This window comes from Tessaracoccus terricola (assembly GCF_054776555.1).
The window spans coordinates 657,367-681,510 of the sequence record NZ_BAAHBS010000005.1; the positions used below are offsets into that span (position 1 = coordinate 657,367).

Annotated in this window: 27 protein-coding genes and 2 tRNA genes; 13 read left to right on the top strand and 16 right to left on the bottom strand. The window is 70.3% G+C overall.

Annotated elements, in window-relative coordinates; genetic code table 11:
* The first annotated feature begins 100 nt into the window (after window positions 1-100).
* The 3 genes from ACYU7G_RS12965 (at window position 101) to ACYU7G_RS12975 (ending at window position 2,012) form a co-directional block, all read left to right on the top strand.
* The gene (locus ACYU7G_RS12965; protein WP_461109587.1) at window positions 101-313 is read left to right on the top strand and encodes an IPT/TIG domain-containing protein; all 213 of its coding nucleotides are present in this window, start codon (window positions 101-103) and stop codon (window positions 311-313) included.
* 115 nt (window positions 314-428) lie between these two features.
* A complete protein-coding gene (locus ACYU7G_RS12970; protein WP_461108469.1) occupies window positions 429-881 on the top strand; it encodes a hypothetical protein in 453 nt (150 codons plus the stop codon).
* Window positions 882-905: 24 nt separating this feature from the next.
* Complete coding sequence (locus ACYU7G_RS12975) at window positions 906-2,012, top strand: LOG family protein (RefSeq protein ID WP_461108471.1); 1,107 nt, start codon at window positions 906-908, stop codon at window positions 2,010-2,012.
* Here ACYU7G_RS12975 and ACYU7G_RS12980 read toward each other — a convergent pair.
* The gene (locus tag ACYU7G_RS12980) at window positions 2,009-2,977 is read right to left on the bottom strand and encodes a calcium/sodium antiporter (RefSeq protein WP_461108473.1); all 969 of its coding nucleotides are present in this window, start codon (window positions 2,975-2,977) and stop codon (window positions 2,009-2,011) included. The two genes, ACYU7G_RS12975 and ACYU7G_RS12980, sit on opposite strands and share 4 nt — an antisense overlap.
* Window positions 2,978-3,020: 43 nt before the next feature.
* Here ACYU7G_RS12980 and ACYU7G_RS12985 point away from each other — a divergent pair, with 43 nt between their 5' ends.
* On the top strand, window positions 3,021-4,376 hold the full coding sequence (locus ACYU7G_RS12985) for a DNA polymerase IV (RefSeq protein WP_461108475.1): 1,356 nt from the start codon (window positions 3,021-3,023) through the stop codon (window positions 4,374-4,376).
* On the opposite strand, the gene ACYU7G_RS12990 is transcribed toward ACYU7G_RS12985, so the two are convergent.
* On the bottom strand, window positions 4,346-5,149 hold the full coding sequence (locus tag ACYU7G_RS12990; protein ID WP_461108477.1) for a class I SAM-dependent methyltransferase: 804 nt from the start codon (window positions 5,147-5,149) through the stop codon (window positions 4,346-4,348). The genes ACYU7G_RS12985 and ACYU7G_RS12990 overlap by 31 nt on opposite strands.
* A 113-nt stretch (window positions 5,150-5,262) precedes the next feature.
* Here ACYU7G_RS12990 and thpR point away from each other — a divergent pair, with 113 nt between their 5' ends.
* The 3 genes from thpR (at window position 5,263) to ACYU7G_RS13005 (ending at window position 7,177) form a co-directional block, all read left to right on the top strand.
* Window positions 5,263-5,823, top strand: a complete 561-nt coding sequence (gene thpR / locus ACYU7G_RS12995) for an RNA 2',3'-cyclic phosphodiesterase (protein WP_461108479.1) — start codon at window positions 5,263-5,265, stop codon at window positions 5,821-5,823.
* Window positions 5,824-5,858: 35 nt separating this feature from the next.
* Window positions 5,859-5,940: transfer RNA gene (locus ACYU7G_RS13000), tRNA-Leu, on the top strand.
* Between the two features lies 1 nt (window position 5,941).
* Entirely contained in the window at window positions 5,942-7,177 is a 1,236-nt protein-coding gene (locus ACYU7G_RS13005; protein ID WP_461108481.1) for an MFS transporter, read from the top strand.
* Here the strand turns inward: ACYU7G_RS13005 and ACYU7G_RS13010 are convergent.
* On the bottom strand, window positions 7,134-7,649 hold the full coding sequence (locus ACYU7G_RS13010) for a DUF6328 family protein (RefSeq protein WP_461108483.1): 516 nt from the start codon (window positions 7,647-7,649) through the stop codon (window positions 7,134-7,136). The genes ACYU7G_RS13005 and ACYU7G_RS13010 overlap by 44 nt on opposite strands.
* A 111-nt stretch (window positions 7,650-7,760) precedes the next feature.
* Between ACYU7G_RS13010 and ACYU7G_RS13015 the strand changes: the two genes are divergently transcribed.
* On the top strand, window positions 7,761-8,108 hold the full coding sequence (locus ACYU7G_RS13015) for an ArsR/SmtB family transcription factor (RefSeq protein ID WP_461108485.1): 348 nt from the start codon (window positions 7,761-7,763) through the stop codon (window positions 8,106-8,108).
* A complete protein-coding gene (locus ACYU7G_RS13020; RefSeq protein ID WP_461108487.1) occupies window positions 8,105-8,596 on the top strand; it encodes an SRPBCC family protein in 492 nt (163 codons plus the stop codon). Before ACYU7G_RS13015 ends, ACYU7G_RS13020 begins: the two co-directional genes overlap by 4 nt.
* Here the strand turns inward: ACYU7G_RS13020 and ACYU7G_RS13025 are convergent.
* Window positions 8,554-9,246 (bottom strand): IMPACT family protein, encoded by a 693-nt coding sequence (locus ACYU7G_RS13025; RefSeq protein WP_461108489.1) that lies wholly within the window; start codon window positions 9,244-9,246, stop codon window positions 8,554-8,556. The genes ACYU7G_RS13020 and ACYU7G_RS13025 overlap by 43 nt on opposite strands.
* Window positions 9,239-9,718, bottom strand: coding sequence for a peroxiredoxin (locus tag ACYU7G_RS13030; RefSeq protein ID WP_461108491.1), 480 nt, complete (start codon window positions 9,716-9,718; stop codon window positions 9,239-9,241). The genes ACYU7G_RS13025 and ACYU7G_RS13030 overlap by 8 nt, the downstream gene beginning before the upstream one ends.
* Before the next feature lie 49 nt (window positions 9,719-9,767).
* Between ACYU7G_RS13030 and ACYU7G_RS13035 the strand changes: the two genes are divergently transcribed.
* Together ACYU7G_RS13035 and ACYU7G_RS13040 are read left to right on the top strand one after the other, a co-directional pair.
* Window positions 9,768-10,109: a DUF3618 domain-containing protein gene (locus tag ACYU7G_RS13035; RefSeq protein WP_461108493.1), complete on the top strand. Its 342-nt coding sequence runs from the start codon at window positions 9,768-9,770 to the stop codon at window positions 10,107-10,109.
* 23 nt (window positions 10,110-10,132) lie between these two features.
* Complete coding sequence (locus tag ACYU7G_RS13040) at window positions 10,133-10,429, top strand: GroES family chaperonin (RefSeq protein ID WP_461109589.1); 297 nt, start codon at window positions 10,133-10,135, stop codon at window positions 10,427-10,429.
* Here ACYU7G_RS13040 and ACYU7G_RS13045 read toward each other — a convergent pair.
* Genes ACYU7G_RS13045 through ACYU7G_RS13070 form a run of 6 tightly spaced genes read right to left on the bottom strand, consistent with a single transcriptional unit; the run spans window position 10,426 to window position 17,498 of the window.
* Entirely contained in the window at window positions 10,426-11,598 is a 1,173-nt protein-coding gene (locus tag ACYU7G_RS13045; RefSeq protein ID WP_461108495.1) for a hypothetical protein, read from the bottom strand. The genes ACYU7G_RS13040 and ACYU7G_RS13045 overlap by 4 nt on opposite strands.
* 40 nt (window positions 11,599-11,638) lie before the next feature.
* Window positions 11,639-12,646: a sugar phosphate isomerase/epimerase family protein gene (locus tag ACYU7G_RS13050; protein ID WP_461108497.1), complete on the bottom strand. Its 1,008-nt coding sequence runs from the start codon at window positions 12,644-12,646 to the stop codon at window positions 11,639-11,641.
* 11 nt (window positions 12,647-12,657) lie between these two features.
* Window positions 12,658-13,821, bottom strand: coding sequence for a Gfo/Idh/MocA family protein (locus ACYU7G_RS13055; RefSeq protein ID WP_461108499.1), 1,164 nt, complete (start codon window positions 13,819-13,821; stop codon window positions 12,658-12,660).
* Window positions 13,822-13,841: 20 nt separating this feature from the next.
* Entirely contained in the window at window positions 13,842-14,912 is a 1,071-nt protein-coding gene (locus ACYU7G_RS13060; protein ID WP_461108501.1) for a substrate-binding domain-containing protein, read from the bottom strand.
* Window positions 14,913-14,967: 55 nt separating this feature from the next.
* Window positions 14,968-15,978, bottom strand: coding sequence for an ABC transporter permease (locus ACYU7G_RS13065; protein ID WP_461108503.1), 1,011 nt, complete (start codon window positions 15,976-15,978; stop codon window positions 14,968-14,970).
* Complete coding sequence (locus tag ACYU7G_RS13070; RefSeq protein WP_461108505.1) at window positions 15,975-17,498, bottom strand: sugar ABC transporter ATP-binding protein; 1,524 nt, start codon at window positions 17,496-17,498, stop codon at window positions 15,975-15,977. Before ACYU7G_RS13070 ends, ACYU7G_RS13065 begins: the two co-directional genes overlap by 4 nt.
* A 131-nt stretch (window positions 17,499-17,629) precedes the next feature.
* On the opposite strand from ACYU7G_RS13070, the gene ACYU7G_RS13075 reads away from it, so the two are divergent.
* Entirely contained in the window at window positions 17,630-18,823 is a 1,194-nt protein-coding gene (locus ACYU7G_RS13075; protein WP_461108506.1) for an ROK family protein, read from the top strand.
* A gap of 54 nt (window positions 18,824-18,877) precedes the next feature.
* Here the strand turns inward: ACYU7G_RS13075 and ACYU7G_RS13080 are convergent.
* A tRNA-Lys gene (locus ACYU7G_RS13080) sits at window positions 18,878-18,950 on the bottom strand.
* A gap of 21 nt (window positions 18,951-18,971) precedes the next feature.
* Entirely contained in the window at window positions 18,972-19,712 is a 741-nt protein-coding gene (locus ACYU7G_RS13085) for an NRDE family protein (protein ID WP_461108508.1), read from the bottom strand.
* A 49-nt stretch (window positions 19,713-19,761) separates the two neighbouring features.
* On the opposite strand from ACYU7G_RS13085, the gene coaBC reads away from it, so the two are divergent.
* Complete coding sequence (gene coaBC, locus ACYU7G_RS13090; RefSeq protein ID WP_461108510.1) at window positions 19,762-20,961, top strand: bifunctional phosphopantothenoylcysteine decarboxylase/phosphopantothenate--cysteine ligase CoaBC; 1,200 nt, start codon at window positions 19,762-19,764, stop codon at window positions 20,959-20,961.
* Here coaBC and ACYU7G_RS13095 read toward each other — a convergent pair.
* The 3 genes from ACYU7G_RS13095 to ACYU7G_RS13105 are packed head-to-tail and all read right to left on the bottom strand — an operon-like array spanning window position 20,958 to window position 24,129.
* Window positions 20,958-22,571, bottom strand: coding sequence for an ABC transporter permease (locus tag ACYU7G_RS13095; protein WP_461108512.1), 1,614 nt, complete (start codon window positions 22,569-22,571; stop codon window positions 20,958-20,960). The two genes, coaBC and ACYU7G_RS13095, sit on opposite strands and share 4 nt — an antisense overlap.
* Complete coding sequence (locus ACYU7G_RS13100) at window positions 22,568-23,485, bottom strand: ABC transporter ATP-binding protein (RefSeq protein ID WP_461108514.1); 918 nt, start codon at window positions 23,483-23,485, stop codon at window positions 22,568-22,570. The genes ACYU7G_RS13095 and ACYU7G_RS13100 overlap by 4 nt, the downstream gene beginning before the upstream one ends.
* Entirely contained in the window at window positions 23,482-24,129 is a 648-nt protein-coding gene (locus ACYU7G_RS13105; RefSeq protein ID WP_461108516.1) for a TetR family transcriptional regulator, read from the bottom strand. Before ACYU7G_RS13105 ends, ACYU7G_RS13100 begins: the two co-directional genes overlap by 4 nt.
* Window positions 24,130-24,144 lie beyond the last annotated feature (15 nt).

Below are 24,144 nucleotides of genomic sequence, written 5' to 3' on the forward strand. Positions count from 1 at the left end.
CCAGTCTTTCGCCCCCGGAACCCACTTCGAGGACACCGACGACGGCGATGACGGCGACGGTGGCGACGACTCCGGTACGCAGGTACCGGATGCGGACACCATCAGCCCGGACACCGGGCCCGTCACCGGCGGCACCGAGGTCATCATCCGCGGCGACGACTTCACCGGTGCGACCGGCGTCGACTTCGGTGGTGTCCCCGGCACCAACTTCACGGTGATCGACGACACAACATCCGCGTCACCACCCCTCGGCACGCCGCCGGGAGCGTGGACGTGGTGGTCAGGCACCCGAACGGTGACTCGAACGCGCTGACGTTCACGTACCGCTCGGGAACGCGCCCGGGCCTCCCGGACGCGGGTGCCCCGGGTGATGCCGGACTGGTGGGGGCAGGGCCCTCAGCGATCCCCAGTCCCGATACGCTTCCGTCATGATCATTTGGAACGGCTGGGGCATCCTCAGCGTGCTCATCCCCGGCCTGGCTGCGGCCGCGATGGCGGGCCTCGCCTCGGCGCTGGACATGGCCGCAGGGTTGTTCGTCGGGGTGGGGCTCGTCCTTGGTGGGATCGGCGCGTTCTTCGCGGGGAAGTGGTTCAACGAGACCAACGCCGCACAGAAGGCGGCACAGTGGCGCAGCGCCCGGGAACAGGAACTGCTCCACCTCGTGCACGCCGGGCAGTTCCAGGTGGCACCCGGCTACGCGCAGCCGCGCTCGCTGGAGGAGGCGCAGCAGCAGGCCGCGGCGATGCTCGAGGCCGAGCACCGGGCCGTGGCCAAGAAGCTGCGCAACCGACACACCGTGTTCTGGGTCCCGATGCAGTGGTTCGGGTTGTTCGTCTCAGCCATCGGCCTCGCGCTGGTCATCACCTCGCTGCTCGGCTGACCCGGTTGCCCTAGGCTCGTGGCCATGCGCACGGAGATGGACACCCTGGCCCAGTTCGACGACGCGGTGGCGGCGGGTGGGGACCTGTCCCGCGCCGTGCTCCAGTCCCTCGACCTCAGGCACCGCGACGAAGCCCTGCGCAGCTGCCGCGTGGACGGTGCGTTGGTCCTCGGCTGCCGCCTGAGCGAGGAGGGTGCGGCGCTGCTGCGATCGGGCGGGGCGCTGCTGTTCCCGCGCCTGCCCGACGCGCCACTGGACACCTACCGCGCCCACCTCTACACGCCCATCGACCTGTTCAACACCTACCCCAGCGGCACCTACGAGGACAGCCTCGATGCCCGCGGCTACGCCTGGACGCGCGGGGCCGCGGGGGCGCCGTCGCTGGACCAGAAGCTGGCCGAGTCCCTCCACGACCACGCGATCTCCGAGGCGTTGGACGACTGGTTGGACATGGTGGACCCGGCCCACGTTGTCGGCATCATGGGCGGCCACGCCCTGCAGCGCGGCAGCGACGGCTACACCGCCACCGCACAGTTGGGCATGCAACTCGCACTGGCCGGGAAGCTGGTGGCCTCCGGCGGTGGCCCCGGAGCCATGGAGGCCGCCAACCTGGGCGCGCGGCTCGCGCCCCACGGACTCGACGCCCTGGAGGCGGCGCTGCGGATGCTGGCCGCCGTCCCGAGCTTCGTCCCGTCCGTGGACGACTGGGCGCGGGTGGCGTTCGAGGTGAAGGACCGGTTCTCGGGAGGCTCCGACAACCTCGGCATCCCCACCTGGTTCTACGGCCACGAACCGCCGAACGTGTTCGCCTCCCAGATCGCGAAGTTCTGCTCCAACGCCCTGCGTGAGGACATCCTCCTGAAACTCTGCAGGGGTGGCCTGGTCTACCTGCCGGGCGCGGCCGGCACCGTGCAGGAACTGTTCCAGGCGGTCACGGGGAACTACTACGCGGAGGACCCCTCCACCATCACGCCCCTGGTGCTGGTGGGGGTGGAGCAGTGGACCAGGACCCTGCCCGCCTGGCCGCTGCTGACCGAGCTGGCGGCCGGCAAGCCGATGGCGGACGCGATCATGCTGGTCGACTCCGTTGAGGAGGCGGGGGAGTACCTCATCTCCCGCGCTGCCAGTTAGGTCCTGGCCACCAGCAGGTAGGCGAGGTAGGCCAGGTAGGCGGCCACGAAGACCCCGCCCTCGAAGCGGGTGATCCGCCGCCCCGACAGGAACGTCGGGATGCACACCAGCGCCACCACCAGCATCACCACCATGTCCACCCACAGCACGGCCGGTGCCACGGGGAGGGCGTATGGGGCGGCGACGATGGTGGCTCCCAGGATGAACACGATGTTGTAGACGCTGGAGCCCAGCAGGTTCCCGATGGCGATGTCCCGGTTGCCGCGGATGGTGGAGACCAGCGTCGTGACGAGTTCGGGGGCGGAGGTGCCGACGGCGACGATGGTCAGGCCGATCACCGTCTCGCTCACCCCCAGGGCGGTGGCCACGTCGACGGAGCCGTCCACCAGCCACTGCGCGCCCGCCACGATCACGACGATGCCGCCCACCAGCGCCGCCAGGTCGGCCGGCAGCCGGCCGGGCGGGGCAGGTTCATCCTCGCGGAACTCGTCCGCGAACTCCCGCTCCACGGCCGGCGCCTCGACGCGTGCCGAGCGCAGCACCACCCACGTGTAGGCGGCTGCCAGTGCCAGCAGCACCGCACCGTCGAGGAGGCCGAGGCCGCCGTCGAGGGACATCACGAACAGCACGGCCGAGGCCACCGCCATCGCTGGCAGGTCCAGCCGCACCGTCCGGCTCTCGATGGTGAGCGGGCGCAGGAGCGCGCTGAGTCCGAGGATCAGGAGGATATTGACGATGTTGGTGCCGACGATGTTGCCGATGGCGAGTCCGGAACTCCCGGTCCGGGCCGCCTCGATTGCGATGGCGAGCTCCGGCATGGACGTGCCGAGCGAGACCACGGTGAGGCCGACGACGATGGGCGAGATCCGCAACCGCGTCGCGATGTGCGAGCCGCCCCGCACCAGGAACTCGGCGCCCACCACCAGCGCGACGAGACCGACGACGATGAGCAGTGGTGCGGGCACTGCAACAAGGTATACCCACCACGGAGCGGGGTAGCCTTCCCACATGCGATCGACGGCCAGCATCCTGCACCTGGACCTCGACGCCTTCTTCGCCGCCGTCGAGCAACGCGACAAGCCCAGCCTGCGCGGGCGCGCCGTCGTCGTGGGTGGGTCCGGCCCCCGCGGGGTGGTGGCAACCGCCAGCTACGAGGCCAGGCGCTTCGGCGTGCGCTCCGCGATGCCCGGCACCGAGGCCCGCCGCCGGGCCCCCAACGCCGCCTTCCTCGGTGGCCGCTTCGACGCGTACCGGCAGTCTTCGCGGGTGGTGATGGCGCTGCTGCGGGAGGTCTCGCCGCTGGTGGAGCCGCTCAGCCTCGACGAGGCCTTCGTGGACCTGGCCGCCAGCGACTGGGAGCTGGACCGCGTCGAGGAGCACGTGGCCGAGCTGCGGGCGGAACTCACCCGCCGCACCGCCGGGCTCACCGCGTCGGTGGGGGTGGCCAGCAGCAAGTTCCTCGCCAAGCTGGCCTCCGAGGACGCCAAGCCCGACGGTGCGCGGGTGGTGCGGCCGGGCGACGAGCTGGGCTTCATCGCCCCGCTGCCCGTGCGTGCCATCCCCGGCGTCGGACCCGTCACGGAGCAGAAGCTGCTCACCATCGGCATGCACACCGTCGAGGACCTCCGCCACGCCGACCCGGGCGAGCTCGTGCGCGAGCTGGGCCGGGCCTCCGGTGAGGCGCTGGCCGAGCTCGCCTTCGCCCGGGACGACCGCCCCGTCGTGGCCGAGCGTGAGGCCAAGTCCATCTCCACCGAGGACACGTTCCCCACGGACCTGAAGGACCGCGCCGAGTTGGAGGAGATCCTGCGGCGCGACGCCCAGCAGGTGGCGCGGCGGGTGCAGGCGACGGGGGTGTTCGCGAAGACCATCAGCATCAAGGTGCGGATGGGGGACTTCACCACCGTCTCGAAGGCCCGGTCCCTCGCCGGGGCAACGGACAGGCACGAGGTGATCTCGGCCGTCGGCGAGGAGTTGCTGCGCGAGGTGGACGTCCGCGCCGGCGTCCGCCTGCTGGGGATCGGCGCCTCCAACTTCACCCGCGCCGCCCAGGAACAGCTCTTCGACGACGAGTCCGAGACGCCCGTCGGCGCCACCCAGACCTCCAGCGAGGTGGCGGTCTCCGGGGTGCGCGGCCACGGCTACCACCCCGGCGCCGACGTGGAGCACGACGAGTTCGGCCGGGGCTGGGTCTGGGGTGCCGGCCTGGGGCGGGTCACGGTGCGCTTCGAGACGCGCGACTCGGGACCGGGACCCATCAGGACACTCTCGGCGTCGGATCCCGCGTTGCGGCCGAACCCGGAACTGCCCGGGCTGCCCGGCGAGAGCGATTCTCAGGGCTTGGAGCCGAGCGCCACCACGTAGTCGATCCCGAGTTGCGTGGGGTTCGGTATCCGGCTGCAACGCTCCACGAAGTCCGAGCGCAACCGCTGCAGCGCAGGATCCTCCAGCACGGCCACCATCGGAGCAAGTGGGGTCGCCGCCACGTACATGTCGAAGGTGTCCAGCGGCGGCGGCAGCGTGAGGTTCGCCGTCGACGACGTGGTGCGCACGGCCTGGAAACCCGCCGCGCCCAGGAGGCCGGTCAACTCGTCCGGATCGCCCAACTCGAAGATCCGCTCTATGAAGCGGCGCGCATGGTCCCCGACGTGCTGGCCGAGGCAGTCTGCCATGGTCTGCATGAACTCCGGGATCGGTCCCGGCGTGAGGGAGGCGAGGCGGCCGCCGGGGGCCAGCACCCGCAGAATCTCGGACAGCGCCCGGGCGCGGTCGGCGAAGTACTGCAACCCCTGCAGGCACAGAGCCAGGGTGAAGGAGTCGTCCGGCAGCGGGATGTCCTCGGCGCTGCCGAGCACCCAGTTCATGCCGGCCGGCGCCTTCGAGGCGGCCACCTCGAGCATCGTCTCGCTCGGGTCCAGCCCCGTGACGTTGCGCACATCACCCACCGCCTCGGCCGCCGTCCTGGCGACGATGCCGGTGCCGCAGGCGACGTCGAGCACCTGCTCGTGACTGCGTGGCTGGGCGGCCGACAGCAGGCCGTAGGCCATCGGGCGCCCCACCGTCGGAACGTACTCGCGCTCGTACAGCTCGGCGGCACGCAACAGGTGCTCCCGCTCAGCAGGCGAATGCGTGTTCATGCCTTGGTCCCCCTCCAACACAACGTCACCACGCGTGCGGACAGAATACTGCGGAAGAGGGCGAATGCGGATGCGAATCGGTCTCAAGAACCACCGGGCGTAGACTCCCGGACATGGGAGCGAGACTGTTCACGGCCGTCCTGCCGCCCGAGGAGGTGGTCGTAGACCTCATGCGCCACCTCGAACCGCGCCGCGAGGCCGGGATCGAGCACTGGCGCTGGACCAGACCCGAGGGCTGGCACCTGACCACGGCCTTCATGGCTTCGGTCTCTGACTCCGCGCAGGACCTGCTCCTGGAGAACCTGTCAGCTGCGACGGCCCGTTCGCACCCCTTCGACGTCGAACTCGCCGGGGCGCTGTGCTTCCCGAACCCAGCCAGGGCGCGGGTGCTGGCCATGTCCGTGGGGGAGGGACACGAGGAACTCGCCGCGCTGGCCACCTCCTGCCGGGGTGCGGCCACGCGTGCCGGCGCCGCCCCGGACGGCAGCCGGTTCCGCGGCCACCTCACCCTGGCACGCGCCCGGCGCCCCTTCGAGGCGACGAAGTGGTTCCACGTGGTGGACTCGTTCCCCGGCTGGACGTGGAACGTCACGGAGGTGGCGCTGGTGGAGTCCCACATGGCGGACCCCGGCAACCGGTACGAGGTGCTGGAGAGATTCCCGCTCGGGGCGTAGTGGCCTATGCTGGACGACGGTCCCACCGGGGCCGAGCGGAAGTGGTGGAATTGGTAGACACGCAGGATTTAGGTTCCTGTGCCTTCGGGCGTGAGGGTTCAAGTCCCTTCTTCCGTACGTGACAACCCGGGCGCTGCAGCGTCGTGTCCTCACCACACTGGTCAGCGCCCAGGTGCTGACCAGCCTCGGCATGGCCAGCGGCATGGCGGTCGGGGTGCTGCTCGCCGAGGAGCTCACCGGCTCCGAGACGCTCGCCGGCCTCGGGACGACGGCGCAGGTGCTCGGCGGCGCGCTCATCGCCATCCCGACGGCGCGGATCATGGCCGCGCGCGGCAGGCGCCCCGGCCTCTGGTTCAGCTACTCCCTCGCCGCCCTCGGCGCGGTGGTGATCATCGCCTCGGCGGTGCTGTCGAGCTACCTCCTGCTCGTGCTCGGCATGCTGCTGTTCGGCGGCGCCACCGCCGGCAACGGCCAGTCCCGCTACGCGGCGGCCGACCTCGCCGACGACGCCCACCGCGGCCGCGACCTCTCCATCGTCGTGTGGGCCGCCACCATCGGGGCCGTCCTCGGACCCAACCTGATCGGACCCGGCCGCGAACTCGGGCGTCTGGTGGGTGTCCCGGACCTCGCCGGCTCCTTCCTGTTCGCTCTGGTGGGCATGCTGCTCGGCGTGCTGGTGATCGTCTGCTGGCTGCGCCCGGACCCGCTGCTGGTGGCACGCGAACGCGCCGCGGCGGACCTGGACGGGGAGGTGCAGGACCACGACGGCTCGCTCAGCCGCGGGCTGCGCATCCTCCGGGTGAACACCGAGGCCCGCCGCGGCGCGCTGGTGGTGGCGCTCGGCCACGTGGTCATGGTGGGCGTGATGGGAATGACGCCGCTGCACATGTCGCACGGCCACGCGGAGCTCGAAGTGATCGGCTTCGTGCTCTCGATCCACATCCTGGGCATGTTCGCCCTGTCCCCGGTGGTGGGCCTGGCCGTCGACCGGTGGGGCGGCCGTCCGGTGGCGGGCTTCGGGGCAGTGGTGCTGCTCGCCGCCGTGCTGCTCACCTCCGTCTCCCAGGAAGGGTGGTCGTCACTGCTGCTGGTGGCGCTGTTCCTGCTGGGACTGGGCTGGTCCTGCACCCTGGTGTCGGGCTCCACCATGCTGACCGCCGCCGTCCGGACCGACGAGCGGGCGGCCGTCCAGGGGCTCGCCGAGGTCGGGATGGGCCTGGCCGCCGCCGCGGGCGGCGCGCTGGCCGGAGGTGTGATGGAGGCTTTCGGCTACAGCTGGCTGGGGCTCGGGGCGGCCGTGCTGGCCGTCGTCATTCTGTTGCTTGCGGTGGGTCGGTCTCGCCTGCGTTCCTGAGGACCGTGAGCGGGATCACGAGCCACAGCACGACGATCACCAACGCCGTCGCACCCGCGCTGACCCAGGCGGCCACCGGGGTGACCACCACGGACACGATCAGGCCCACCGCACCCGTGAGTGCGCCACCGAGGAAGGCCAGTGACGCCTTCGCGAGCCGCCCGCCGAACTTCACCAACTCGTCCTTCAGCTTCTGCCGGAACAGGAGCCGGTGCGCCACCACGGGCGCGAGGATGCAGACGGTGGATGCCGTCATGCAGGCGAACACCAGCAGGTAGATGGTCCGGCCGTTGGCCTCCAGTTCGGTGAACCCGGACTGGAAGGGGAGGATCAACAGGAAGCCGAACAGGATCTGGATCCCGGTCTGGGCCACGCGGAACTCCTGCAGCAGCTCACCCCAGTTGCGGTCGAGACGCTCGCCGGGCGACTCGTCGCGGCGCGCGCGGCCGGGGACCCGGTCGTCGTCGGACATCCCCTGATTCTAGTTGCAGCCACCCCGTCGAGAACTGTATTCAACCGAAGGGTTGACAATGGTTCGGTCGAGGCGCAGGATGGTATTCAACCTAACGGTTGAAGGAGCATCATGACGGACGAGTTGAGCAAGGTGTTCGCCGCGCTGGCGGATCCCACCAGACGTGACATCGTCGCCAGGCTGACGACGGCTGACGCGACGGTCAGCGAACTCGCCCAGCCCTATGACGTCAGCATCCAGGCGGTCTCCAAGCACCTCAAGGTGCTGGAGGAGGCCGGGCTGGTGACCCGCAGCCGCGAGGCGCAGACCCGTCCGGTGCATCTGGACGCGAACGTGTTCGATCTCATGACGAAGTGGATCGAGCGCTACCGCCGGCAGGCCGAGGAGCGCTACCAGCGCCTCGACGCCGTGCTGGCAGAGATGGATGACACGAACCAACAGGAAGGAATGGTGTCATGAGCACCACCACAACGATGGCCGAGGCGAGGATCGAGGCCGACAAGGAACTACCGATCATCCACATCACCCGGGACTTCCGGGCCACCCCAGCCCAACTGGTCAGGGCCCACACGGATCCCGATCTGTACATGCGCTGGGTGGGTCCGGACGGCACCTCGAGCCGCGTCACCGAGTGGGACGCGCGCTCCGGTGGTTGCTGGCGCTACACCGGCGAGGCCGGGGGAGAGGAGTATGCCTTCCGTGGCTGCTTCCACACCGTCTCCGAGGACCGGATCGTCCAGACCTTCACCTGGGAGGGCATGCCTGACCAGGTGTCGTTGGAGACGATGACGTTCGAGGACCTCGGCAACGGCATCACCCGGCTGCACGCGCAGTCGCTGTGCGACAGCTTCGAGGGCCGCGACGGTTGGCTCGCCTCCGGCATGGAGGTGGGCGTCAACGACGGCTACGCCAAGCTGGACCGGCTCCTGGCCGACGGCGAGGTCTGATCCACCCAGCGCTCGGCCACCTCGGTGGCCGAGAGTGACCCCGAGGAGAGGGCCGTGAGGGCGACGTCGAAGTCCTCACGGCTCCGCCGCGGCACCGCGAGGTTGATGGTGGCGCGCTGGGCCCAGTCCACGCCGTCGACGACGACGGGCGTCCCGTCCGGCAGCACCAGGCCGCGCAACTGCGCCTCCAAGGAGCCCGCCTCGGCGGCGGAGACCTCCACCGCCAGGACGCTGCACCGCGCCACCGGCCGGGTGCCGACGGCGGCGACTGCCTGCGCCACCGCGTCGGAGTAGGCGCGCACCAACCCGCCGGCGCCCAGCTTCACGCCACCGAAGTAGCGGGTGACGACGGCGACGACGTCGCTCACCCCGTTGCTGTTCAGCACCCCCAGCATGGGGACGCCGGCGGTGCCGGCGGGTTCGCCGTCGTCGGAGGAGCGGGCGATTCGGGCGTCAGGCCCGAGGACGAACGCCGTGCAGTGGTGGCGGGCGTCGAACATGGCCCGCCGACGCTCCTCGATGACCGCGCGGGCGTCCTCCTCCGAGGTCACCCGCCGCAGCCGCGTGAGGAAGCGCGAACGCTTGATCTCGAGCTCGACGTCGACGCCGCGGCCGGGCGCGGCGTCGATGGTCAGGAACTCGTCAGACACCCAGTTCGCGACGGAGCTTCGCGACGTGCCCGGTGGCCTTCACGTTGTACTGGGCCACCCGCACGGTGCCCTCGCCGGCCTCGTCGACGTCGATCACGAAGGTGGAGCGGAGCACGCCCTCGATCTCCTTGCCGTAGAGCTTCTTGGTGCCGTAGGCGCCGTACGCGTTGAGGGCCTCCTTGTCCGCGTCGGAGAGCAGCGTGAAGCCGACGTCGGACTTCTCCTTGAACTTGGCCAGGCGCTCGACGGTGTCCGGGGAGACGCCGACGACGGTGTAGCCGGCTTCGGTCAGCGCGCCGAGGGACTCGGAGAAGTCGACTGCCTGCGTGGTGCAGCCGGGCGTCATGGCAGCCGGGTAGAAGTACAGGATCACCGACGAGCCGGAGTAGTCGGCCAGGGTGATGGTGTTGCCGTCGGAGTCCGGCAACCGCACCTCGGGTGCCTTGGAACCTTGTGTCAAGCGCGCAGTCATGCGCCCATCCTAGGGGCTAGGCTGAAGGGGTTCGACGTAAGGAGATTCGATGGCCAGCAAGAAGGCGCGCCCGGTGGCAGAGATCCGGGCGGACCTCGCAAGGAATCGGGCCAAGGTGGCGAACTCGTTGGGTGACTTCGTCGAGGAGGTCCATCCCAAGAACATCGCCAAGCGCACCGTCAACGAGGCCAAGGGCTTCGTCACCGACGAGTTCAATGCCGCGAAGTCCCACGTGAAGGACGAGAACGGCTGGCGCACGGACCGGCTCCTCGCCATCGGGGGAGCGGTGCTCGGCGTGGTGGTGTTCGCAGTCACCGTCAACGTCATCGCCGGGCGTCGCACCAAGAGCGTGCAGGCGCAGGTGCGCAAGGCGCTGGAAGCGGCCAGGTGAGCGAAGGCGGGCTGCCCATCCGCATGCTGCACGACAGGGTGCTGGTGGACGTCGACGCCGCCGCCTCGGAGCGACGCAGTGGCGGCGGCATCCTGATCCCCGCGACGGTGCAGATGGGGCGCAAGCTCTCCTGGGCCAAGGTGGTGGCGAAGGGTCCCAACGTACGAGCCGTGGAGACGGGGGACCGGGTCCTGTTCGACCCGGAGGAGCGCGCCGAGGTGGAACTGCACAGCCGCTCCTACGTCCTCCTGCGCGAGCGCGACATCCACGCCGTCGCCTCCGAGGGGGACTCCGACGGCGGCACCGGGCTGTACCTCTAGGTCCGTTCCTGCGCCCAACGTCGGGCGAGGTAGTCGTTCTGGTCCAGGATGCGCGAGCGACCGGAGAACCAGGCCGAGGCGTGCAGCAGCAGGCCGACGCCGCCAAGGGTGGCGAGCAGTTGGAAGAGCACTTGGAGGTCTCCCAGCGGGTACTCCGGTCCGGTCCTGATGCCGGCGGAGCCCACCACCAGGACGATCACCGAGACGGCCAGCAGCGAGCCGAGCGCCGACTGCCGCGGCACCTCCTCCCGCAGGACCTCCCGGAGCTGGTTGTGGGGCGGGGCCGGTGCCCCGGGGTCCGCCGCCTGGCGCAGCAGGGCGCCCCGCAGCCGCCAGGCGAGCACGGCGTCGCAGCAGGCGGCGAGCACGAGCAGCCCGGCCGCAGTCACCAGCACCCACGTGCCGGCGAGCAGCAGCCCGGCGCCGGAGAGACCCAAGACGAGCGCCGCCCCCACGGCTGCCAGCAGCAACAGGACGTGACGGCCGGAGTCCAGCAGCCCCAACCGGCGCAGGGGCGGGCGTGCCGTGCGCAGCACCGTCCGGTGCATGGAACGCGAGCCGCGAGGCACCACCGACGCCGGCAGGTGGCCCCACCTGTCCCGCGCCGGCCCCACCACGCTCCGCCCGCCGACCACGATCATCAGCACACCCACCAGCACCAGCAACGGGCAGACGATGGCCAGGGTCAGGGCCAGCCAGTTGGCCGGTTGTTCGTTGGCGACGTAGATCCCCACCGCCGCCATGAACCCGAAGAACAAGATGGCGGGGATGCCCACCAGCACCAGCCCGATGCCGGCCCGCTTGCGCTGCACGGCCGCGTGCTGCCAGCCGACCGGCGCCTGCGCGGGAGCGGCGGGTTCCGAGGCCAGACGGTCAAGCACCTTGCGGATGCTGCGGTGCTGGAGGTAGGTGGTGAACTGCGCCACCGCCAGTGGCACCAACAGGCCACCCACCCCGGCTGCAAGGGCGCAGTTCTCCAGGAACCGGGAGACGCCCGAGCGGGCGGCGCCGGTCAGGCCGAAGACGCCCTCGGCCACCGCCGCCTGCAGGAACCACACCGTCACCAGCAGCACGGCAGAGGTGATCGCCGCGCGCACCAGCACTCGCGAGAGGTGCCGCAGGACGTGCACCGCGACGGGCATGGGGTGGACTGGCGGTGGCTCGAGCATCGCCCCCAAGCCTGCCAGAGAACCGCGCCTTACCCCCGGTTCAGTTCCCGGAGGCGAATGCTGCGTCGAACGCCGCCGCCGGGGCGTCGAAGTTCAGCTTCTGCACGAACGCCAGCGCGTCGGGTGCCCCGACGAGTCGGTCCATGCCCGCGTCCTCCCACTCCACCGACAGCGGACCGTCGTAACCGATCGAGTTGAGGGCGCGGATCGAGTCCTCCCAGGGCACGTCCCCGTGGCCCACGGAGATGAAGTCCCAGCCGCGGCGCGGGTCCGCCCAGGGCAGCAGCGACGACAGCCGTCCGTTGCGCCCGCCGTCGAGACGCACCTTCGTGTCCTTGCAGTGGACGTGGTAGATCCGGTCGGCGAAGTCGAGGATGAACCCCACGGGGTCCACCTGCTGCCACACCATGTGGCTCGGGTCCCAGTTGATGCCGAAGGCCTCGCGATGGCCGATGGCCTCGAGCGTGGCCTTCGTGCTCCAGTAGTCGAAGGCGATCTCGCTCGGGTGGGTCTCGTGCGCGAACCGGACGCCCACCTCGTCGAAGGTGTCGAGGATCGGGTTCCACCGCTCGGCGAACTCGCGGTAGCCGGCCTCAATCACCTCTGCCCCCACGGGCGGGAACATCGCGACGTACTTCCAGATGGGGGAGCCGGCGAAGCCCGTCACGGTCTTCACGCCGAGCTTGGCGGCCGCCCGGGCCGTGTCGGCCATCCGCTGCGCGGCGCGCTGACGCACGCCCTCCGGGTCGCCGTCGCCCCAGACCTCGGGCGGGAGGATGTCGCGGTGCCGCTGGTCGATCGGGTCGTCGCAGACGGCCTGGCCGACGAGGTGGTTGGCGACGGTCCACACCTGCAACCCGTTGCGCTCCAGGATCTCGCGGCGCGAGTCCACGTAACCGTCGTCGGAGAGTGCCTTGTCAACCTCGAAGTGGTCGCCCCAAGCGGCGATCTCGAGGCCGTCGTAGCCCCATTCGCCCGCCAGTCGGCACACCTCCTCGAAGGGTAGGTCGGCCCACTGGCCGGTGAACAGCGTGATCGGTCGAGACATCGGTGCTCCTCCTAGTGTTGTGTGATCGGGGTCCAGGCAGCATCCTGCTGCGAACTGCGGGCGACGGCGTCCAGGGTGCGCTGGATCCCGAGGCCGGTGCGGAAGTCCGGTTCCGGTTGGCGGTCCAGGGCGATGTCGGTGAGGAAGTCCAGCGCCTGGTGGGTGAAGCCGTGCTCGTAGCCGAGCATGTGGCCCGGCGGCCACCAACCGGCGACGTAGGGGTGTTCGGCCTCGGTGACGACGACCCGTTTGAAGCCCTCGTCCGTGCCGCGCCCGGCCAGCACGTGCAGCACGTTCAGGTCCTCGAAGTCGAACGCCAGGGCGCCGCCCGAGCCGTGGATCTCGATCCGGATGGCGTTCTTGCGGCCGGTGGCGAACCGCGTCGCCTCGAAGGTGGCCAGTGCGCTGCCCTCGAGCCGGGAGAGGAACACGGCGGCGTCATCGACGGTGACCGGGCCCACGTCGGAGCCCGACGAGGTGGGCCGTTCGTCCACGAAGGTCTCGAGCAGCGCGCTGACACCGGTGAGCCGCTGGCCCGTGATGAACTGCACCAGGTCGATCACGTGCGCACCGATGTCCCCCAGCGCGCCCGAGCCGGCGCGCTCCTTCTGGAGCCGCCACGTCAGCGGCGCCGACGGGTCCACGAGCCAGTCCTGCAGGTACTGCGCGCGGACGTGGAAGATCCGGCCCAGCCGTCCCGCAGCGACGAGGTCGCGGGCATGGGTGATCGCCGGCACGCGTCGGTAGGTGAACCCGACCATCGCCTTCACCCCCGAGGCGGCTGCCCGCTCCGCCGCCGCCACCATCGCCTCGGCCTCCTCGACGTTGTTGGCCAGGGGCTTCTCGCACAGCACGTGCTTGCCCGCCTCCAGCGCGGCGATGGCGATCTCGGCATGCGTGTCGCCGGGGGTGCAGATGTCCACGACGTCGACGTCGTCGCGCTCGATGACGGCCCGCCAGTCGGTCTCCGTGGACTCCCAACCGAACCGGGCGGCCACGTCGGAGAGCGCCTCCTGGTTGCGGCCCGCCACCACGGCGAGCCGCGGCACTGCCGGGGGATCGAAGAAGGACCGGGCGTTTCGCCACCCCTGCGAGTGCGCGCGGCCCATGAATGCGTAGCCGATCATCCCGATGCCGAGGCTCCGGGGCGGGATGCCGCTGTCAAGCGTTGCCATGGTCTAGCTCCCGTAACTGGTCAGGACTCGAATCCGAGGTGCATGTACTCGTCCACGTTCTCGGCGGTGACCACCGGTGCGTGCAGGACGATCCGGGTGGGAACCTCCACCTGGACGAGATCACTCATGCCCTTGCCCTGGGCGAGGAGGCGGGCGATCTTGATGCCGTCGGCCGCCTGCGTCGGCGGGTAGATGACGGTGGCCTCCATCTTCCCCTCCTGGATCCAGCGCATCGCGTTGGCGGAACCGGCGCCGCCGATCAGGGCCATCTCGTGGCGGTCGGCGTTGTCGAGGGCGGCCATGACACCGACGCCCTGGTCGTCGTCGTGGTTCCAGATGATGTCGATCTGCGGGGCGGCCTGCAGCAGGTTGGAGGTGACGGCCTCGCCCGACTCGACGGTGAACTCCGCGGCAACCCGGTTGTCGACGGTCTGGTCGCAGTCGGCGAGTGCGTCGGCGAAGCCCTGCGAGCGGTCCTGCGTGAGCGGCAGCGAGTCGATCCCGGCGATCTCGGCGATCACCGGATCCGCGATGCTGCCCTCCTCGATGAGCTGGCAGGCGTGGGTGCCGGCGCTGACGCCCATGCCGTAGTTGTCGCCGAGCACCGTGGTGCGGGCTGCGAACGGGCTGGAGAACTCACGGTCGACGTTGACCACCGGGATCCCGGCCTGCATCGCCTTGGTGGCAGCCTCGGTCAGGGCCGCGCCGTCGGTGGGGAGCAGCACGATGACGTCGACGTCGTCGTTGATGAAGGTCTCGATGTGGGAGATCTGCAGGCTCGGGTCGTTGGTGCCCTCTGCCACCCGCAGGTCGATGTCGGAGTACTGCGCGGCGGCCTCCTGGGCGGAGGAGTTGATGGCGGCCAGCCAGCCGTGGTCGGCGGCCGGGCCGCTGAAGCCGATGACGACGGTCTCGCCCGGTTCGTCGTTGCCGCCCGTGGTGGTGCCGGTGTCGGTGTCGGTGGTGGTCTCGGACGTGGTGTCGTCGACGGGGTCCTGGGTCACCTCGGGGGTGTTGCCCGTGCAGGCGGTGAGGACGAGGACGATGCTGCTGGCAGTGGCTGCCAGGCTGAGTCGCTTCGAGATGGACATGGTTCTTCTCCTGGTTCGTCGTTGAATCGGGTGGATGGATGGTTGGGTTGCGGTGTCACCCGCTTGCGGCATGCCGCTTGGCCATTCGCTGTTGCAGCAGCACGGCGGCGACGATGATCGCCCCCTTCGCAACCGCCTGGGTGGAGGTGTCGAGGTTGTTGAGGGTGAACACGTTGGTGAGGGTGGTGAAGATCAGCACGCCGAGCACGGTGCCCACGACGGTGCCCCGGCCGCCGATCAGCAGCGTCCCGCCGATCACGACGGCCGCGATGGCGTCGAGCTCGTAGAGCTGGCCGTGGGTGGAGGTGCCCGTGGTGGTGCGCGCCATCAGCATCACGGCCGCGATGCCGCACGTGATGCCCGCCAGGACGTAGAGCAGCGCGGTGTGGAGCTTGATCCTGATGCCCGCCAGGCGGGCCGCCTCGGCGTTGCCACCGACGGCGAGCGTGCGGCGGCCGAAGGTGGTGCGGTTGAGCAGCACCCACCCGGCGAGCGCCACCAGCGCGAACACGATCACCAGTACCGGGATGCCGAACAGGTCACCGCCGAAGAAGTCGATGAAGTCCCGGTCCTGGACGATCTGGGTCTTGCGTTGGGCGATGATCTCGGCCATGCCGCGGGCCGCTGCCAGCATGGCGAGGGTGGCGATGAACGGCGCCACCCCGCCGTAGGCGATCAGGATCCCGTTCACGGCACCGCACCCCGCCCCCACGGCCAGGGCCGTGAACACCATCACCACCCAGTGGAAATCCGCGGCCATCGCCTGGGTGGCCAGCGTCGTCGCCCAGACACTGCTCAGCGCGACGATGGCGCCCACCGAGAGGTCGATACCGCCTCCGGAGATCACGAAGGTCATGCCCACGCTGACGACGCCGATCACGGAGGCCAGGCGCAGGATCGTCAGAAGGTTGTCGATGCTGGCGAACCGTTCCCCGCTGGTGGCGAAGCCGACCATGCACAGCACCAGCAGCGCCACCACGAGTCCGAGGTTGAGCCCGAAGGTGGTGTTGAGGAAGCCGCGCAGGCCGCCTCTTTCGGGCTTGGTGGTCTCGGCAGTCGTGGTCATGCTGTCTCTCCCTTCAGGATGATGTCGAGAACCTGGCGCTCGTCGAGGTCTGGGGCCGGCCCGTCATGCAGGACCACGCCGTCGGCGAGGACGAGGACCCTGTCCGACAGCCCGAGCACCTCCGGGATCTCGCTGGAGACCACCACAACGGCGCAGCCGTCGTCGCTCAGATGCTGGATGAGTCCGTAGATCTCGGAGCGGGCGCCGACGTCGACGCCGCGGGTGGGCTCGTCGAGCAGGAGGACCCGGCTGCCGCGCTGGAGCCAGCGGGCCAGGACCACCTTCTGCTGGTTGCCGCCGCTGAGCGTGCGCATCTCCCGCTCGATCCCGCGCGGGCGGAGTTCCAAGGCGTCGACGTGTTCCTGGGAGGACCTGAGTTCGCGGCCGCGGTCGATGAACCCGGCGGTGGCGAACTCGCTGAAGGTGGCGAGCGAGACGTTGTCCGCGACGGAGTGGCCCAGTACGAGTGCCTGGTGCTTGCGTTCCTCCGGGCAGAGGCCGATGCCTGCCGCCACGGCGGCCGGGACCGAGCCGTTGGCGATCCTCCTGCCGCTGATGCGGACCGTGCCGGCGTCGGCGCGGCGGGCCCCGAAGATGGTCTCGAGGATCTCGGAGCGTCCCGCACCCACGAGGCCCGCGATGCCGACGATCTCGCCCGGGTGGACCTCGAAACCCACGTCCTCGAACTCACCCGCGCGGGACAGCCCCGCCACGGCCAGGAGGGGCTCGGCGTCGCGTTCGGGGGCTTCGCGTGGCGGGAAGTCGTACTCGATGGAGCGTCCCGTCATCAGGCGGACCAGTTCGGACTTCGGGGTGTCCTTGGCGCTGAGCCCGGTGGCGACGGTCTGGCCGTCCTTGAGGATGGTGACGCGGTCACCGATCTGGCGGATCTCCTCCAGGCGGTGGGAGATGTAGATGACGGCCACACCGGCGGCGGTGAGTTCCCGGACCACCCCGAACAACTGCTCCACCTCTGCGGAGTCCAGCACGGCCGAGGGCTCGTCCATCACCATGACCTGCACGTCCCTAGAGAGGGCACGGGCCATGCTGACGATCTGCTGGCCGGCGGCGGAGAGGAGGCCGACCTCGGTGTTGGGCCGGATGTCGCTGTGGCCCAGTTGCCGCAGGAGCTCGGCGGTGCGTTCGCGCGTCGCCCGGCGATGCGAGAACCCGAAGGTGCTGAGCTCGTGTCCGAGCATGACGTTCTCGGCCACGGAGAGACCCGGCACCAGGTCCAGTTCCTGGTACATGGTGGCGATGCCGACGTCCATGGCCGCCTGCGGGTGTGCGAACCGCACCTCGTCGCCCCGCCAGAGGATCTCGCCGTCGTCGGGGGAGTGGACGCCCGCGAGCACCTTGATGAGCGTGGACTTGCCCGCACCGTTCTGGCCGAGGAGGCAGTGCACCTCGCCCGCGCGCACGTCCAGGTCCACGCCGCCCAGCGCGACGACGCCGGGGAACCGCTTGACGACCCCTCGCATTTCCAGCAGGGGCGGACCATCTGCTCGACCTTGAGACATGTGTCCCAGCCTGTACGCACTTTTGGTGCCTGTCAAGCATAAGTTGAGATTGAGCAGGCAAAAGCCGTTCGCATGCGACACGTCTTCGTCGTCTATGGCGCGGTAAGTTTCGGTGTGGTTCACTGCTTGCCATGCCAGTCCGGGCCAATGCGCGCACACCTGCCGAAGCGGGGCCGTCCGACCTCACGCTGCAGGCGCGTGAGGCCGCCGACGTGCTCGGCGCCATGTTGGACGCTCGCGCCCGGACCCGCTCGGAGATCGCGCGGGTAACGGGGCTGGCGAGGTCCACTGTCGGGACCCAGATCGACGCGCTGCTGGCGCTGGAACTGCTGACGCCGGTGGGCGAGGCCGTCTCCACCGGCGGCAGGCCTCCCGCCCAGTTCCGGTTCAATCCCTCGGCCAGGGTGGTGCTCTGTGCGGACATCGGCGCGAGCCACGCCACCGTCGCCCTCACCGACCTCGCCGGTCGGCCCCTGGAGCGGGCGACCGGCCCCATCGAGGTGGGAGCGGGACCCCAGGTGGTCCTGCAGTGGGTGCTGGACCAGGGTGAACAGCTGCTGGACAGTAGCGGGCGCCGTGACCAACTCGTGGGGGTGGGGATCGGCGTCCCCGGGCCCGTGGAGCACTCCGTCGGCAGGCCCGTGCGGCCACCGATCATGCCCGGCTGGGACAACTTCGACATCCCCGGGTTTGTGTCCCAGCAGTTGCCGGTTCCGGTGCTCGTGGACAACGACGTGAACCTCATGGCGCTCGGGGAGCACATCCTCGTGCACCGCAACGTGGAGCACCTCCTGTTCGTCAAGGTCGCCACCGGGATCGGGGGAGGCATCATCACCGGTGGCAAGCTGCACCGCGGCGCGAAGGGTGCCGCCGGTGACCTCGGCCACATCTCGACGCCGTCGGGCGGTGACGTGATCTGCCACTGCGGCAACACCGGCTGCCTCGAGGCGGTCGCCGGCGGCCCGGCCATCGCGGCGCGACTGCGCGCGAAGGGGCTCGAGGTCCACAGCCTGGTGGAAATCCTCGAACTCGTCGAGGCGGGCAACGGCGCCGCCGCTGCAGAGCTGCGGGAGGCCGGCCGCATGATCGGCGACACCCTCGCCGCCTGCGTGAGCCTCCTGAACCCGTCGGTGATCGTGCTCGGCGGGGTGCTCAGCCGCGCCGGTGACCACCTGCTCGCCGGAGTTCGGGAGCGCGTCTACACCCGCTCCCTGCCGCTGGCGACGGGTGAGCTCCAGATCCTGACCTCCGGAACCGGACGGGACGCCGCGATCGCCGGCGCCGCGGTGATGGTGACCCAGCACGTGCTGGCGCTGAACAGCTGACCCGCCCGGGAAAAACAAAAAGCCCCGACGCGATGTCGGAGCTTCCTGCTTCGGTACACCACCAGGGACTCGAACCCTGAACCCATTGATTAAGAGTCAATTGCTCTGCCAGTTGAGCTAGTGGTGCTTGCTTGGCCGAGAAACAACTTTACTGGCTCTTCGGCGAAATGTGAAATCGGCTGCTCCAGGACCCCGGTTCGGCGAGTTCGACGTAGTCAGCGGCCACATCGGCAGATGTCACGGTGGCCGTGCACAGGAGCAGGGAGAGGGTAGGAATGCCGTAGGGGCGGTTGTCGCGGATGATGGCCGCGTCGTCGGTGGCGGGCAGTCGGCCGGAGCGCTCCAGGACCTCGGACCAGGGCCCGAACCAGTCCTGCTCCTCGCCGGCGTCGGCCCGCTCGGCGGCCTCCCGGAACTCCGGCAGCCAGCGCGGGACGCGGGTGAAGGACTCGTCGTTGGGGAGTTCGCTGTTGACCAGCATGTGGACGCCGGGTTCGAGGTCGCGCTCGGTCAGGGTGGCGCCGTCGGAAAGGGTCAGGGTCACGCGGCCGCCGGCGACGGTGACCAGGTTGTAGGCCTGGGTGCGGCGCTCGGGATCCGGCTCCCGCTCGGTCACGGCGTCGAGCACCACCTCGCCCCGGGAGGCCAGGCCCGGCTGAGGGGCCGGCCCACCGACGTTGAGCAGCACGGCGAGTCGGCCCTGCGAGGGGAGGGTGGCCAACCAGGCACCCCCGGCGCGGGCGTCCTGCACGCCCAGCACGCCGGGATGGGTGCTGGGCCAGTGCTCACCGAGTGCCCGCCACGGCCTGCCCGGGTCCTCGTCCCGGACGGCCAGGATGCGGGTGGGCAGTTCCGGGTTCTCCGGGACCTTCACGACGACGGTGCACATGCCTCGTTTCTACTCCATCGCGCAACCGCCGGTGTGGAACGATGGGCGCATGTTCGTTGTCGTCGGAGTCACGGGCGGGATCGCCGCCTACAAGAGCGTCCAGCTGGTGCGACTCCTCGTGCTTGAGGGGCACGAGGTCCACGTGGTGCCCACCGAGGACTCGTTGCGGTTCGTCGGCATCACCACCTGGGAGGCCATCAGCCGCAACCCCGTCACCACCTCCGTCCACGACGACGTCGCCCAGGTCCGCCACGTCGCCCTCGGCCAGGCCGCGGACCTCGTGATCGTGGCCCCCGCCACCGCGAACCGGATCGCCAAGATGGCCGCCGGGATCGCCGACGACCTGCTCGGCACCACGCTGCTGGCCACAACCGCTCCCGTCGTCGTTGCTCCGGCCATGCACACCGAGATGTGGAACCACCCCGCCACCCGGGCCAACGTCGCCACCCTGCGGGAGCGTGGCGTGACCATCGTCGGACCGGAGGACGGTCCGCTCACCGGCGGCGACGTCGGCCCGGGACGGATGACCGAGCCCGAGCAACTCTTCGAGCAGGCCCTGGCCGTGGTTTCCGGCAGCGGCGACCTCGACGGACTGCGCGTCGTGGTCTCCACCGGCGGCACCCGGGAGGCCATCGACCCGGTCCGCTTCCTCGGCAACCGCTCCAGCGGCCGGCAGGGCGCAGCCGTCGCCCTGGCCGCCGCCGAGCGCGGCGCGGAGGTCGAACTCGTGGCGGCACACGTCGACGACGGAGTGCTCCCGAGCCATCCACGGATCTCCCTCACCAGGGTGGGCAGCGCCCACGAACTGCAGGAGGCCGTCGTCGGTGTCGCGCGGGAGGCCGACGTGGTGGTCATGGCGGCCGCCGTCGCCGACTACCGCGTGGCCGGAGCCTCCGACACCAAGCTCTCGAAGAAGGGCGACGAGGGCCTCACCCTGGAACTGGTCCAGAACCCGGACATCCTGGCCGGGCTCGTCGCGGACCGCGTCCCCGGCCAGACCGTCGTCGGCTTCGCCGCCGAGACCGCTCCCACCGAGGACGAACTGCTCGAGAAGGGCCGCGCCAAGCGCCGCCGCAAGGGCGTGGACCTGCTCGCGGTCAACGAGGTGGGCTGGGACAAGGGGTTCGAGTCCGGCGAGAACCTGCTCGTGTTCCTCGACGCCTCCGACGCGGAGATCGCCCGCTCCCAGGGCAGCAAGCGCCAGGTGGCCGACGCCCTGTGGGACGCAGTGCTGGCGGTCCGGGGCTAGCGGGACGTGACGTCGCGGCGTCGGAACCCGACCACCGCAACCACTAGCAGCAGCAGGGTGACGGCGCCCATCACCAGCAGGGGAGCGGCCTCGAAGTCGGCCCCCGGCAGCAGCGGCGTGTGGTTGAACGGCGACACGTTGCGCACCCAGTCCGGCAGCCGCAGCAACTCGCCCAGGAACAGCACGAGCACGATCCAGACCACCAGCACCCAGACCAGGCCGGTCAGCCGCGGCAGAGCCCCGTACAGGGCCGCCGCGAACGCGGCGGTCAGCAGGATCGCGGGCAGGAACACCAGCGCCGCCAGCACCATCTCGCCGACCCGCTGCGACTCGCCCGTGCCCGCCCACACCCCGAGGCCGACACCGAGCCCGCTGAGCACGGTGAGCAGCACCGCCTGGGCCCCGACGGTGGCCAGCCAACCGCCGAGGTAGCCGGTGCGGGTGTTGCCGGCCACCAGCAGTTGCTCGGCGCGGCCGGCCTCCTCCTCGGACTTCAGCCGCAGCACCCCGGAGACGGCTGTGACGAGCGGCGCGATCAACACGTAGGTGAGGATGACGGAGGCGAACTCGCCGGTCAGGTCCGTGCCCTCGATCGCGATCCATTCCGCGAGCTGCGGGTTGGAGGCGAGCATGTCGTCGAGTTCGCCGGACAGGGACCCCATCGCCACCGCGAAGAAGAACGCGCCGATGCCCCAGGCGATGACGCCGCCGCGCAGCAACCGGTTGGCCAGTCCCGGGGCGGTTCCCAGCCGGGTCGACGCCGTCGCCGGCCCCGGACGGGTGGGGCGCAGGCCCGCACCCATGTCCCGGCGCTGCGCGAAGGCCACCGCCACGGCGAACAGGGCCACCGTCGCGGCCAGCGAGACCAGCAGGGGCCACCAGCGCAGGTCCACGAACAGCCGCGACTGCTGGGCCCACGCGAACGGCGAGAACCAGCTCAGCCAGGAGCCCGAGTGGTTGATCACGTCGCCGATGCCGCGAACCAGGAAGGCGATCGCCAACGCGGTCATCGCCATTCCGGTGGCGCCCCGGGCATTCTCGGTGAGCTGGGCGAACACAGTCGCCATGCCCGCGAACACCAACCCGGTCACGGCTGCGGCGGCACCGAACGCGACTGCGTCGACGGTGGGCACGGTGTCGAGCCCGGGCAGCAGCAGCCCTGCGGTGGTGGCTGCCCCGGCGAGCACGCAGGCGATCGCGACCGTGACGATTGCCGCGGTGGCGGGTGCGAACCGCCCCACGGGAAGGGACCGGAGCAACTCCAGCCGGCCCGACTCCTCCTCGGCGCGGGTGTGGCGCACGGCGAGGAGGATGGCCATGATGGCCACCGCGATGAACAGGTACAGCCCGAGCTCGTTGGCGAGCATCGCACCGAACGTGTAGTGCTCCATGTCGAAGGCCGGGCCAGTCATCATGATGGTGGCAGGGTTCCCGAGCAGGGCCCCTCTGGCGTCGAGGGACTCCTGGGTGGGGAAGGCCTCGTCGAGGGCCACGACGCTGCCCCAGACGCCCAGGAAGATGGCCACGGTCCAGATCACCAGCCGCAGCCGGTCCAGGCGCAGGTTCAACCTGAGCAGCGCCCCCGTGCCGGTGAAGGGTGAGCCGCTCACCGCGCCCGCGTCCCCTCGGCGACGTCGTCGCCGTAGTGCCGCATGAACAGCTCCTCCAACGAGGGCGGCGCGATGGTCACGTTCTGCACGCCCACGTCGGCCAGCAGCCGCAGGACCTCGTCGCTGTGGGAGTTGTCCACGTCGAAGGAGAAGTGGCCGTTGTCGTGGCTGAGGTCGTGGACGTGCTCGTGGCGGGCGAATCGCTCCGCCGCGTCCGGCGTCGACGTGGTTGCCGTGACCGTGGAGCGGGTCAGGTGCCGCAACTCGGCCAGGGTGCCGCTCTCGACGTCCTTGCCGGCGCGGATGATGGTGACGGTGTCGCAGAGTTTCTCCACCTCGGCGAGGATGTGGCTCGAGAGCAGCACCGTCCGGCCGGCGGCGCGCAGTGCCCGCACCTCGTCGGTGAAGACCGCCTCCATCAGCGGGTCCAGGCCCGAGGTGGGCTCATCCAGGAGGAACAGTTCGGCGTCCGAGGCCAGCGCGGCCACCAGCGCCACCTTCTGGCGGTTGCCCTTCGAGTAGGTGCGGGCCTTCTTGCGCGGGTCCAGTTCGAATCGTTCCAGCAGTTCCTTGCGGCGTGCGTTGTCGGCGCCACCGTGCAGGCGCGTGAGGATGTCGATCGCCTCGCCGCCGGTGAGGTTGGGCCACAGGTTGGTGTCGCCGGGGACGTAGGCCACCAGCCGGTGGATGGCCACGGCGTCGGACCAGGCGTCCCGGCCCAGCACGCGGGCGGTGCCGGCGTCGGCCCGCAGCATCCCCAGCAGCACCCGGATGGCCGTGGACTTGCCCGCACCGTTGGGCCCGAGGAAGCCGGTGACGCTGCCCGTGGGGACGGTCAGGTCGAAGCCGTCCAGGGCCCGCGTGGAGCCGAAGGTCTTCACGAGGCCCGTGGCCTCGATGGCGTGGTCCGTCATGGGTCGCTCCTGTCGGTTGAATCGAGGTAGGCGTCCAGCAGGGAGGAGTCGGTCAGCAGTGGCTCGGTGAACAACTCCAGGAAGGGCAGCAGGATCCGCTCGGTGTAGCGGCGCAGCCAGTGGGGGAGGTCCTCGACGTCGAACGGCTCGTCCTTGGTGGGCAGTTGCAGCAGCAGTGAGCCGAGCGACATCTCCGCCAGCACGCGCGCCCGATCCTCTGGGACCCGGCTGGCCGAGACCGTGCCCGCCGCCACCCCCTCGGCCAGGTAGTCGGCCGCGTCGGCGACGATGCCGTCAACGAACTGCCTCGTCAGCGAGCCCCCTGCCTGCAGGCAGCGCAGCGTGTAGCCGACGATCGGCGCGTACCCCTCCACCTGCGCGAGCTGGGCCAGCATCGCACCCGGCGCGCCGGTGCCCGCCAAGACGCTGGACTTGTTGTGCCGCACGAGTCCCAGCACATGGGCGTCGCAGGACTCGCGCAGCCCGGCGCGGGAGCCGAAGTGGTGCAGGATCAGGCCCGGGCTGACGCCGGCGTCGGAGGCGATGGCGCGCAGCGAGGCGTCCAGGCCGTCGGTGGCGAATCGCAGGATGGCTGCGTCGCGGATCCGAGCCCTGGGTGTCAGGTCCTCGCTGACTGAACGCATGTTCAATAGACTACA